This is a genomic window from Xenorhabdus sp. BG5 (assembly GCF_015163665.1).
Taxonomy (GTDB): domain Bacteria; phylum Pseudomonadota; class Gammaproteobacteria; order Enterobacterales; family Enterobacteriaceae; genus Xenorhabdus.
This window is the reverse complement of sequence record NZ_JADEUG010000028.1, coordinates 21,528-34,772: the sequence shown is the minus strand read 5'-3', so window position 1 is coordinate 34,772 and position 13,245 is coordinate 21,528. Positions and strand designations below refer to the sequence as shown.

The 13,245-nt window shown below is 44.2% G+C and carries 8 protein-coding genes; 2 read left to right on the top strand and 6 right to left on the bottom strand.

Annotation, left to right across the window (positions count from 1 at the left end; genetic code table 11):
* Window positions 1–8: 8 nt before the first annotated feature.
* From IQ209_RS13840 to malT, 5 genes are all read right to left on the bottom strand, one after another.
* Window positions 9–1,160 (bottom strand): MFS transporter, encoded by a 1,152-nt coding sequence (locus IQ209_RS13840; protein WP_193851849.1) that lies wholly within the window; start codon window positions 1,158–1,160, stop codon window positions 9–11.
* Between the two features lie 129 nt (window positions 1,161–1,289).
* Window positions 1,290–1,958: an HAD family phosphatase gene (locus IQ209_RS13835; protein ID WP_193851848.1), complete on the bottom strand. Its 669-nt coding sequence runs from the start codon at window positions 1,956–1,958 to the stop codon at window positions 1,290–1,292.
* 25 nt (window positions 1,959–1,983) lie between these two features.
* Window positions 1,984–3,045 (bottom strand): zinc-binding dehydrogenase, encoded by a 1,062-nt coding sequence (locus tag IQ209_RS13830; RefSeq protein ID WP_193851847.1) that lies wholly within the window; start codon window positions 3,043–3,045, stop codon window positions 1,984–1,986.
* The gene (locus tag IQ209_RS13825; protein WP_193851846.1) at window positions 3,039–4,292 is read right to left on the bottom strand and encodes an aspartate aminotransferase family protein; all 1,254 of its coding nucleotides are present in this window, start codon (window positions 4,290–4,292) and stop codon (window positions 3,039–3,041) included. Before IQ209_RS13825 ends, IQ209_RS13830 begins: the two co-directional genes overlap by 7 nt.
* A gap of 236 nt (window positions 4,293–4,528) precedes the next feature.
* Window positions 4,529–7,243, bottom strand: a complete 2,715-nt coding sequence (malT, locus tag IQ209_RS13820; protein ID WP_193851845.1) for an HTH-type transcriptional regulator MalT — start codon at window positions 7,241–7,243, stop codon at window positions 4,529–4,531.
* Between the two features lie 368 nt (window positions 7,244–7,611).
* Here malT and malP point away from each other — a divergent pair, with 368 nt between their 5' ends.
* Together malP and malQ are read left to right on the top strand one after the other, a co-directional pair.
* Window positions 7,612–10,074, top strand: coding sequence for a maltodextrin phosphorylase (gene malP, locus IQ209_RS13815; protein WP_193851844.1), 2,463 nt, complete (start codon window positions 7,612–7,614; stop codon window positions 10,072–10,074).
* Between the two features lie 9 nt (window positions 10,075–10,083).
* The gene (malQ, locus tag IQ209_RS13810; protein WP_193851843.1) at window positions 10,084–12,228 is read left to right on the top strand and encodes a 4-alpha-glucanotransferase; all 2,145 of its coding nucleotides are present in this window, start codon (window positions 10,084–10,086) and stop codon (window positions 12,226–12,228) included.
* 116 nt (window positions 12,229–12,344) lie between these two features.
* Here the strand turns inward: malQ and malG are convergent, their stop codons facing one another.
* A complete protein-coding gene (malG, locus tag IQ209_RS13805) occupies window positions 12,345–13,235 on the bottom strand; it encodes a maltose ABC transporter permease MalG (RefSeq protein ID WP_193851842.1) in 891 nt (296 codons plus the stop codon).
* Window positions 13,236–13,245 lie beyond the last annotated feature (10 nt).

Below are 13,245 nucleotides of genomic sequence, written 5' to 3'. Positions count from 1 at the left end.
TTACCCTGTTATTTCTTGGTGGGATTAACCAAACCATATCCCGCTAACAATGAAAGCGAAAGCACCGCAATACAGGCAAAAGCACCATGTAATGTTACCTGATGTGCCAAACCACCAATAATTGCTGGCCCAAGCAAAATCCCTGAATACCCCATCGTAGAAACGGCAGAAACTGCCAACGCATCAGGCATCACTTTCTGTTGGCCCGAAGCAGTGAAAAACATCGGTGCCAAATTGGATAGTCCTGCCCCAATCATCAGGAAAGAAATTCCCAACTGAATCGTGCTGGTTGCCAGATAGATCAGAACAAAACCTGACGTCGCCAAAATCGCGCTGCCTAAAAATACGCGCCGATATCCACATGTTGCAATGATCTTGTCACCCAAAAATCGTCCCGCAGTCATAGTAATGGCAAATAGCGTATAGCCAAAACCTGCCTGATGACTACTCATGTTATGCACACTACTTAATAAGATCCCGCTCCAATCCAGCATGGAGCCTTCCATCAAGTAAACCACAAAACAGAGAGAGCCAATCAGGATAACAATGCCACGCGGCAAGGCAAAAAATGGCGTTTCCTCCGTTTCGGCGTTATCCAGCATTCCATTCCATGTTGGCAACAATAACAGGATAACAATTACCCCTACGGCAAGGGTGACCTGAAATGGTGAGATCCCCAAAAACAGCAATAGGCTGACAGTACCGGCTCCCGCAATTCCCCCTAAGCTGAATAATGCGTGAAAACCCGACATAATCGGTTGATGTACTCTTTTCTCAATATTGACCGCATGGATATTGATAACCACATCTGTCGCTCCAATACCCATACCAAAGACAAACAAAGCACAAGCCAATGTCAGCGGGGCTGAGAACACACTTAGCCCCGGTAATATCAAAACGGCTAACAAGGCAAAAAAGGTAAAAACCTTGCGGCAGCCAAAGCGAGTTGCCAACATTCCCGCTATTGGCATCATAATGAAAGAACCAATACCAAACACCAGTATCAGTAGCCCCATTGAACCATCATCCAGACCCAGTCGTTCCTTCACCAATGGGATCAGCGGCGCCCAACTCGCAATACTGAATCCCGCAATAAAAAACGAAATTCGCGTTGCTATGATAGGCTGCTTTATTGAAGAGACTGCATATTCTTCAGACAACTTGACTCCTCCAAACTATATCCTTCGAACCATACCCTTTAAAACAACATCTTTTAAAACAACACCTTTTGAACAACGCTTTCCACCAATTCTGGCGGAAAGCGCCAAATAGTGGTCTTCAATAAAAAATCACTTTATATTTATTCCTGAAAACTGAGGAATATCCGTTAGCTTATCAATAACACAGGAAGCCTGTTCATACTGCTCTGCTACCGACAATGCATGAGGCCAAGCATATATCCGCGGAATACCCGCCTGCTTTGCCGCCGCGATCCCCAAATCGGTATCTTCAATCACCAAAGTTTGCTGAACATCCATCTTTTTCAATTTCAGCATCGCCAAATAAGGATCAGGGAAGGGTTTAGTTTTTTCCACATCATCGCCAGAAATCAAAGCAGGTGGTTCATGGAGATCCAATAAACTAAGATTGGCCAAACACACATTACGCGGCGCAGTGGAAACAAATCCAAAGTTAGTGCCATTTTGTTGCAAGGCAGCAATTAAATCAGTAATTCCCGGACGCAAATAATGTATAGATAATTTTTCCTGGTAACGCGAAATAATTTTTTCGGTAATATCTTGTTGCATCGATGGAGAAACTCCAACCTTGTCTAAGGTTTCCGCCAAACTTAACCCAATTAATTGCTGAGGTTGGATATTACTTATTTGAGTAGATGTCTGTTCTCCTAATTCATTACCTAACTTATTACCTAATACATCAAGCAATACATCAAAATGCAGTTGCTCACTATCGACAATAACTCCGTCGATATCAAAAATAACATTGCATCTATTCATCGAAGTCGTCCTTCAAAATAATCCATTATTTTAGGTCAGAAATACGAATTAATACCTTGCAGTTTGGTGTACTGAGAGGAACTTGCGTTTTCGATGCAATATCACAGCCGACAGTCAGAAAAGCCTGTTGGTAATCTTTAAAATCAAAAACCTGGCTGATAAAACGCTTAACAGGGATTACACCATCACGGATCATGGCATAGGCACGTTCAAAACTATTATTCAGGGAATCAATGGAACCTATTACTGAAAGACTTTTATCTGCAATTCTCATAATGTCCAAATTGGCATGTTTATCTTTCAGGGCAACATTTAATAATTTTCCACCCGGTGCCAGATGATCAAAAATATATTCAGTCAACTGCCCCGTCGTATCCACACATAAATCAATCAGGGCTGACGTATCACCATATTCCTGCATTAATGCTTCATTAAAGTCAGAATACAACTGGCATTCCGGTGGCAAATTGTTTCTTGCAAACTGAATTCGGTTCTCATTCTTTTCGACCATAAAGGCTTTTACGCCCCGCTCATGCAACGCCCAAATGTACAGTATCCCCATCGGACCAGCACCTGCCACTGCCGCACGAATATTAGTGTGAGTGATCCCCAGCTTATCTACGCCGGTTATTGTGCAGCTTAGTGGTTCAGTCAGTGAAGCTTCCTCCATACTGACATGATTATCCAGCTTAATAAGCAAATTTTCTTTTGCCAAATATTGCTCTGCGAACGCGCCATCATAGGAAACCCCGGCTTCTGTTCCCAGTTTTCTCTCACAATGGTTAGGACTGCCTGTCTGACACATCCGGCAATGCCCACAAAAGTAAGTTGGGTTAACAACAACACGATCACCCACCTGAAATTGAGTAACACCGCTGCCAATTTGGGATACCATGCCTGTGGTTTCATGCCCCAAAGTGGTCCCTGGAATAGCAACAGGGTAAGCACCAGTGATAATTCCCACATCCGTACCACAAATACCACACACGGCAATGTCAACAACAACATCATCGGGTTCAATACAAGACAAAGGTTCAACTTGCTGGACTTCAACATCCCAGGTTTGATGATATTTAAGTGCTAACATGATACAGCCTCCTTATGTACCTGTGCGAGAGTGGTTAATTCTGAGAAAGTCAGTTCCAGTTTATGGAGAATTTCTGCCAAATGTTCCTGTGTGCAAATCAGTGGTGGACGAACTTTGATTGCCTTGCCTTTACCATAACGGGAGCCACGCAAGATCAAATGATGGCGGTTAGCAGTAGCGATCACCTGCGCTGCAAAATCTGGGCTTGGTGTGTCAAAACCATACATATATCCCACACCTCTCACTCCCGTGATCTCTGGATATCGCTCCTGTAATTCCAACAAACCATCACGCAGATAGTCTTCATTTTGTTGCACATTTTCCAAAATGTGATCATCTTCAATAATGTCGATAATTTCGTTGAGGGCGACCAAAGAGAGCGGGTTAGCGCCAGAGGTACTGGAATGTTCGAATGATTCCAGGATATCCAGTGAATGACGCATCAATACACCCCCTGTTGGAATACCGATACCCCCTGCTCCTTTGGCGAAAACGATGATATCTGGCTCCAGTTCTTTGGCATAACCCGTCGATGCGAAGAACGTACCTGTGCGACCAAAACCTGTTTGTACTTCATCTGCGATAATGATGATGCCATGCTGGTGACAGATTTCTCTGAGCTTCCGATAGAAAGCCACAGGAAAAACCATGTTGCCACCATTCCCCTGAATCGGTTCAATAATCAGACATGCAATATTGTCATTAGAACCTAATTGAATAAACTGTTCTAAATCGACAAATTGCTCTCCACTCGGCTGTGACTGTCCTGCCAGGACACTGGCTGGCGTAGGAATTTTTATTGAACCATCAATACTTATATGGAAGTCTTTAATTCTGAATGCATTGCCAGAAATTTGAGCTGTCGCAAGAGATTGCCCATGGTGAGCAAGGAAGAGTGAAATAACGCCTGAACGTCCCGTTGATTTTTGCGCTATGCGGATAGCACATTCAACTGCCCCCGATCCAGAAACATCTCGCAGCCAGATGCGATCGACGCCTTCAGGTGTATATTTAATTAATTTACTTAAAATATATTGTGACATTTCACGTGTATAAGCCGAGCTCAAATGTGTACATCTATCAATCTGTTGTTTGAGTTTTTCTGCAATCCGATGATTTGTATAGCCGAGCGGCAAATTAAAAGTTCCCGATGCCGCATCGATATATTTTTCACCATCAATGATCAAATAAGGGCCATGACCGATAAAACGAGAAAGCATGCTTTCAAGATGGTTTTTATTTTCCATAATGACTCACCACTATTAGTTACATTAAACGACTAGTTATATAAAACAACGAAAAACCATACCTACTGTGATGAGACTAGATTAAGCACATCCAAATTTTATTTCGATCACGAAAATGCCATAAAAAATATCAATCAAATTTAAAATTTAATTTAAACTTAAAAAATCATATACTTATTGACTAATATCTATTAGTTATATTAAATTCAGAGCAAATCACATTTAGAAATTAATGACTAAACCCCCAATCCCATCATTCGCATTAATTTCTGGGCCTGCTGAATAGCCTCTTGTCGATGAGCAATTCCCATTTTTTGGTATAAATTACGTATATGAGTTTTTATCGTGGTCGCTGCCACATCCAGTTCTGTAGCAATTTGATCGTTACTGTAACCAGAATAAATTAACCCCAGCACCTGCCATTCACGCTGAGTGAGTGGACTATTACGGATAAGCTCAGGCACGTCAGGATGAGTGAGCAATTGTTCTACAAACATTTCGTCAAAATGGGCAAATTTATGCCGGTGTTGTCGATTGATTTCCCGGAGAATACGCTGAGCTCTATGCTGTTCCATTTCAGGCAAGATATTCAGTTGGATAAGCTGGCGCAATTGCAAAGCCATCAACTCACCTTCAATAACAAAATGGCTGATGAACCCTGTGCAGTTAGCCAAATTCAAGGCTTCCATCAAAACATCCTGAGCCTCAGCCTTACGTCCAAGCTGCCAATAAAGCAAATTACACAACAGAAGATTACGATTCAAATCGCTGACCAATGCCAATCTTCTGGCATATTCATTCAGTTTCACCAGAATAGATTCCGCTTCCTCATGCTGATCCAGTAAGATTTTAGCCCGTGCAATATTGCGCCATTGATTTTGATTAAAATGGTTACAAAAGCTCTCTGGTCGTTCTGCCTGTACCAACCATTGAGTCAAGGAATTGCTATCTTCCAAAGTCTGCCAAATAATGACACGTAACTCGTCAGTATTCGTTCGCCAATCGCGGTGATACTGTCCATTACTCAGTAAATTTTCGCAGCGAGTCAAGTAACGACGAGCGTTATCAATATCACCTCTCACCAAAGAACATTTCGCCAGTTGGGTAAGACATTGTAATTGCTGCTGTGGCTGGTAATTGTCCAACACTTCCAATCCTTGACGCGCGGCCTCTTCTGAGTCATCAATACGGGCCCAACACCACAAAAGTTGTGAACGTATCCTCAATAGAAACTCATGCATCGGCAACTGCTCCAGATGCTGTTCACGGATTAAATCAAAAGCATGGGACTGGGTATCATAAGCCGCTTGCAAATAACCTTGTGCCAGTAAAATTTCACTTTGTTGCAATAACGCCCATAAAGCATAGTGATAAACATGACAAAGGCGGGCAAGCTGCTCCGTTTGCTTCATTAATGCCAATGCACTGACCAACTGACCATGGCAATGCAATACTTCCCCTTTTACTGACATCGCTACAATACGGCCATATTGATTATTTGGCAGTAAATTCGCTAACGCTTTTTCGGCCAAAACATCGGCATCAGCGGGTCGCCCATCATTCATCGCCACTTGCGCTCTCAGGGCATCAAACTCTGCCAGCAATTCCGGTTCAATGGCTATTTGCTTCTGCTTTAGTGATTGCTCTGCCTGATTCAATAATGCATTTACCTCATAGTAGCGATGCTGGCTTTGTGCCAGCCACGCTTGCAACAGTACCAGGCGAGGGCTTTCCAGTAACTGTTCATACGGCAGTGCATTCATACACTCTCCCAATAGGGAAAGTTTACTGTGGTTAAATAACTCCCAGGCATGTTGCAACAAAATATCCCGTAACAAGAGAGTATCTCCCGCTGCCAGGGCGTGATGAATAGCCTCTCCGGGATATCCCTGCATCAGCCATCCTTGCACGGCTGCTCTATGTAATTCGGGCAATTTTGCCGCCATTTCCCATTGGCAACGTTGGCGCAAAAATGATGCAAACAAAGGATGAAAACAGAACCACTCACCAGAATCATCCATTCGCTGAATAAACAACCCCTGCCGTTCAATGTCTTCCAGACGTTGCTGACCGTTTTCCTCTCCCGTCAGGCAATTAATCAGTCCATCATTCATGGAGCGCAGAATAGAACTATGCAACAAGAAATTCCGCGTCTTCTGATCTACTCGATTTAAAACTTCATCCACAAGGTAATCAGCAAGATGGCTGGCATTAATCCCCGAAAGGCGCTTTGCTGAACTTTCAGTCGTATTACCGGATTGACGGGCAGAAAGCGCAATCAGTTGTAAGGCCGTTGCCCATCCAGCAACGTCATTACATAACTGTTCGCAGTGTTCAGGTGCCAATGGATTGACTAACCGCTTGGCAAAAAATTGCTGGGTTTCCTGATAATCAAAAGCCAACTGTTGGCTATCAATCTCCAATAACTGTTCACGCACACGTAAGTTGGCAATTCCCAACGAGGGCAAATGGCGTGACAGCACCACTAATGTTAAATTTTCGGGTTGGTGGCGGAGAAAAAAGCGCATTGCTTCATGAATAATCCCATTCACGATCAGATGATAATCATCGATCACCAGAAAAATCGGTTGCTGCCATTCGCTAAGTTCAATAAATAATTGCGCAAACAGTGCAGATAAACTGGCATATTGATGTTTCTGGGCCAATATCTCACTTTTCACACAGTGTCCCTGCGTTGCCTGCTGAATGGCTGCAATCAGATAGCTAGCGAAACGTTCTGGCTGGTTGTCACTATCATCGAGAGAATACCACCCTAGATGTTCCTGTCCGGCCGCCCATTGTGACATCAAGGTCGTTTTGCCATACCCTGCGGGACTGGTTATCAATACCAGTCGATGATCCTGAATTTCATTGAACTTTTCCAACAGGCGCTCCCGCATAACCATATTATTGAGTCGAAGGGGGCGACTGAGTTTCGATGGGATAAGCATTAAATTTCTCCCCTCACACGCAATGAATAAAAGCAACGAATAAAACTGATACCTGAATTCTGTTTGACACTATTAAGTCACTTACACATTAACATTCCTTTACGACCAACAAATGTAGAGAAACGCCCATCTTTTGCAAACAAGTTGATTAATTTCATTGTGTTAAATTGCACCTTGTCACATTCTTTGGGTGCAACCTTAATATTTCTCTATGAAATTGCGAAAAAGCTCGAAAAAAATAGCTACGCCCTTGCGCTCCTCCCCCGCGAATATTTTCACGGGATGATGTTTCCCAAGCCACTAACCTTCAGCATATCCCCGTAAATAATTCGCCAAACTTTCCTCAGTTAGTGACAGGATGCAACGCCATGCAACTATCTACATTGAAAACATCTACATTAAATCAAGAACCCACATTAGATAAAAACCCGAAACTCGATAAAGCCTCATTTCAAGCCGCGCTCACACGCCAGTGGCAATATTTCGGTCTCAACTCAGCTCAGGAAATGACACCACATCAGTGGTGGCAAGCTATTAGTGCCGCCGTATCTGAATTACTCCCCCTATCCACTCAGCGAAACCATGCCAATCCATCCTCTGACAACCAACGCCACGTGAACTATATCTCGATGGAATTTCTGATAGGCCGACTAACAGCCAACAATTTATTGAATCTTGGTTGGTATGACGATATTCAGTCTTATCTGGCAGAAGATGGCATCATTTTGAGTGACGTGCTGGAAGAAGAAACCGATCCAGCGTTGGGTAATGGTGGATTAGGAAGATTAGCAGCCTGTTTTCTTGATTCAATGGCGACGCTCAATCAACCTGCTATCGGGTATGGTCTCAATTATCAATATGGTCTTTTCCGCCAATCCTTTAAAAAAGGGCAACAAATTGAAACACCTGATGATTGGGAACGCGAGTCCTATCCGTGGCTTCGCCATAACACGCAATTAAAAGTTAGCGTCAGCTTTGGTGGTGAAATCGTGACAACGGCCGATGGCAATGAAAAGTGGATCCCCGCATTTACTTTCATTGGTGAAGCCTGGGATCTACCCGTGATTGGGTATAACAATGGTGTAACCCAACCACTTCGTTTGTGGCAGGCCACATACGATAACCCCTTTGATCTGTCACTTTTCAATGATGGGCAGTTCCTGCATGCCGAACAGCAAGGCATTGAAGCCGCCAGCCTGACCAAAGTTCTCTACCCGAATGATAATCATCAGGCAGGTAAACGACTGCGCCTGATGCAACAATATTTTCAGTGTGCTTGTGCCGTAGCAGATATTCTGCGCCGCCACCAACAGGCAGGGAGAAAAATAGAAGCGCTGGCACAATACGAAGTTATCCAGCTTAACGATACCCACCCCACTATCGCAATCCCTGAAATGATGCGTCTTCTGCTTGATGAATACCAGTTAAGTTGGGAAACAGCATGGGAAATCACAAGAAAAACTTTCGCCTATACCAACCATACTTTGCTACCAGAGGGCTTGGAGCGGTGGGATGAACAATTGATGAGTGAGCTTTTGCCACGCCATCATCGCATCATCCAGGAAATCAACCGACGCTTTAAAACAACCGTGGAACAAACTTGGCCTGATAACCAACAAATCTGGGAAAAATTGGCCGTTATCTATGACAATCAAGTCAGGATGGCTAACCTGTGTGTTGTCGCCTGCTTTGCTGTCAACGGAGTCGCAGCCCTGCATTCATCCCTGATCGTGACAGATCTGTTCCCTGAATATCATCAATTGTGGCCAACTAAATTCCACAATGTGACTAATGGGGTAACCCCACGTCGTTGGATAAAACAGTGTAACCCTGCACTCTCTTCATTAATTGATCAAACATTAGGCCATGAGTGGGTAAATGATCTTGCCGCCTTAAAACAACTCGAACCTTATGCCGACGATTCTGCTTTCTGTGAAACCTATCGCGCCGTTAAGCAAGACAATAAAATTCGCCTGTCCAACTATGTCAATAAGGTCATGGGACTGAAAATTGATCCCCATGCTATTTTCGATATACAGATAAAACGACTGCATGAATACAAACGTCAGCATCTGAACCTGCTCCATATCTTGTCACTTTATCGACAAATCCAGGAAAATCCGGCCTTGGATATCCATCCTCGTGTTTTCCTGTTTGGTGCCAAAGCGGCTCCCGGTTACTATCTGGCGAAAAATATTATCTCGGCCATCAATCATGCCGCCGAAAAAATCAACCATGATCCGCTTGTCCGTGATCGCATCAAAATTGCCTTTATCCCCGATTACAATGTTTCCGCTGCGGAATTGATGATCCCGGCAGCCGATGTATCAGAACAAATCTCTACAGCGGGCAAAGAAGCCTCCGGTACAGGCAATATGAAATTGGCCTTAAACGGCGCACTGACCATTGGGACACTGGACGGCGCGAATGTCGAAATTGCAGAACAAGTCGGAAACGACCATATCTTTATTTTCGGCAAGACCGTAGAAGAGGCCAAGGCTTTACTGAACAGTGGCTACAATCCACAAGATGTACTTCAACAGGATCAGCATCTGAAAGACATTCTAGATTCCCTTGCTAAGGGTGAATTCAGCCACGGAGATACGCACGCATTTGATCTTATGTTACATAGCCTGACTGACGGTGGTGACCCTTATTTAGTGCTGGCTGATTTTGCCTCTTATTGCCACGCCCATAAGCAAATTGACACTCGATATCGCTATGCCCAAGGCTGGACGCGCAGTACTGTACTCAATACCGCCAGAATGGGTAACTTTAGTTCTGACCGCGCTATTCAGGATTATCAACAACGTATCTGGCAAACCAAATAAGGGTTTAGTATGGAAAACAACTGCCTCAATGAATTGGCAACTGAGGCCGGCATTGTCAGCGAATATATTAATGCCTATGGAAAACCCCAGGCGATCCCCGCTGAAATCAGGCATCGAATATTGGAAGCCATGAGTACAGATATACCGGTCGGGAGGCCGGTTTCTCATTTACATGCTTCTCCCCTACCTAATGTTAAGGTGGTTATTCAGGCACAAAGGATAACCCTGCCTCTGGAAGATACAAATAATTACCAGTGGCAAATACACACTGAACAAGGGGAGATATTTCATGGCCACTGCCAACATCAACTCACGTTACCTGATAATCTCCCCCTGGGATACCACACGCTGAACCTGATATTGGAGGAAAAACCAGAAACTGGCTCTCGGCAATACGTTATACAACTTATTGTTGCCCCTGAACGTTGTTATGAACCCAATGCCATAACACGTGGAGAAAAACTTTGGGGTGCTTGCGTTCAGCTTTATACCCTGCGATCGGAAAATAACTGGGGAATTGGTGATTTTGGTGATCTAAGATATATGCTGCAAGAACTGGCACAGCGTGGTGGTGCCTTTGTTGGACTGAACCCTCTTCATGCCATATATCCCGCAATGCCGGAAAATGCCAGCCCTTACAGTCCATCTTCTCGCCACTGGCTCAATATCATCTATATTGCCGTGCACCAAGTAGAAGATTTTAGTTATAGCATCAAGGCACAAGAGTGGTGGCATTCAGCGGAAACACAATCCAAACTCCAGCAAGCCCGCCAGTCGGAATGGGTTGATTACACCACAGTAATATTTTTAAAAATGGCTGCATTGCGCCTGACTTATCCGCAATTTAAACACCGTTCTGGCGATGATCCCCAACAGATCGCTTTCCAACAGTTTGTAACCAAAGGAGGTAAAAATCTTTATTATCAAGCTACTTATGATGCCCTACACCATAAGTTATATGGGGAAAATAATGTCTATTGGGGCTGGCCTGTCTGGCCGGAAGAATACCGTGAACCGGAAAGTGATGCGGTTAAGTCGTTCTGCCATTCATATCCACAGGAAATAGAGTTTTTCCTTTGGCTGCAATGGCTGGCTGATATCCAGCTTGCCGAGTGCTTCACTACCAGCCAAACCCATCACATGCCAATTGGCATTTACCGTGATCTTGCCGTCGGTGTCGCCCAAGGGGGCTCAGAAACCTGGTGTAACCGAATCATCTATTGCACTAAAGCATCCGTAGGAGCGCCCCCCGATATTTTGGGGCCACTGGGACAAAATTGGGGACTTCCACCAATGAATCCCCATGTATTAAAAGCGCAAGCCTATCAACCTTTCATTGAATTATTGCGTAGCAATATGCGTCATTGCGGTGCATTGCGTATCGATCATGTGATGTCATTGCTCAGGCTCTGGTGGATACCACAAGGAGAAACTGCCGATAAAGGCGTTTATGTCCATTATCCAGTTGACGATCTACTGGCAATATTGGCATTAGAAAGCCAGCGCAATCATTGCCTGGTGATAGGCGAAGATTTGGGGATTGTACCGGCAGAAATTGTCGATAAGTTACGGGACAGAGGTGTTTATTCCTATAAGGTATTTTATTTTGAACGCAATGAACAAGGTGAATACCGTTCTCCCGATGAATATCCCGTGCAGGCAATGGCAACCATTACTACCCATGACTTACCTACTTTGCGCGGATTCTGGCAAAATACAGATCTCACCTTAGGTGAAGCCATCGGTTTATACCCTGATAAAGCTCTTCTTACCGATTTATATTCAGAACGCAAACACTGTAAGCAAGCATTATTAACCAGTTTAAATCGTCACAGCTATTTATCAGAAGGATCGCTCAAGACAGATACTCTCTCATCATTTCAGGAAGCGGTATCACTGGCACAAACTGAACTTCCGATGTCACATACTATAAATCAAAGCATACACCGATATATAGCCCATAGCGCCTGTGCTTTATTAGGATTACAACCTGAAGATTGGCTGGATATGGAACGTCCCGTTAATATCCCTGGCACAACAGAGGAGTATCCCAACTGGCGACGAAAACTGACCTCCACGTTGGAAACGATGTTTGCGGATGCTCATATCAATGACTTGTTACAAACAATTGGAGAGTGCCGAAAACAGGGTTAATAACTGACTCAGCGCACAGCTATATGTAGCCAAGTAGCAAGAAACACCCCCAATCATATATATACCAATCTAACTTCAGTATGCGTATGATTTCTCCCCGCGAAGCGGGGAGAGGATCAGCCTTTCACGCCTCCCGACGTTAATCCACCGACTAACCAACGTTGGGCAAGTAAGAAAACTGCCGTGATAGGGATAGCAGAAAGCACAGCCGCCGCAGCAAAATCCCCCCAGAGATAGTTCTGTGGGTGAAGGTATTGCTGCATTCCCACTGCCAGCGTGTAATTATCCACATCACGTAATAACAGAGATGCAACAGGTACTTCGGTGATCACGCCAATAAACGACAAAATAAATACCACCGCCAATATAGGTACAGAAAGTGGCAACAGTATCAAACGGAAAATTTGCCACGATGTCGCGCCATCCAACATAGCGGCTTCTTCCAGAGAACGATCTATCGTTTCGAAATAACCTTTTATCGTCCATACATGCAAAGCAATTCCACCCAAGTAGGCAAAAATCACACCACCGTGGGTATTGAGACCGAGGAACGGAATATATTCTCCTAATCGATCAAACAAGGCATATAGTGCCACCAAAGAAAGTACCGCCGGAAACATTTGAAAAATTAACATCGCCTTAAGTAAGGTGCTTTTTCCACGAAAACGCATCCGTGCGAATGCATAAGCACATGTCGTTGATAATGCCACAATGCCAGTAGCAGTAATCAAGGCAACCTTCACAGAGTTCCAAAGCCATTGCATGACCGGAAATGGGGGAAGCATGACGTGTCCATCAGCAGATTCCACCTTATAACCAAGTGCCAGCTTCCAGTGTTCCCATGAAACGGTGTCTGGAATCAGATTACCCGTAGCAAAATTCCCCGGACGCAAAGAAATAGCAATGACCATCAGCAGAGGGAACAAAATCATGGCAATAAAAGCCAGCATTAATAGATGTGTTCCCCATACCCGCCATCGTTGCGATTTGGGTTGTACCATCGCCATCTTCTTTCCT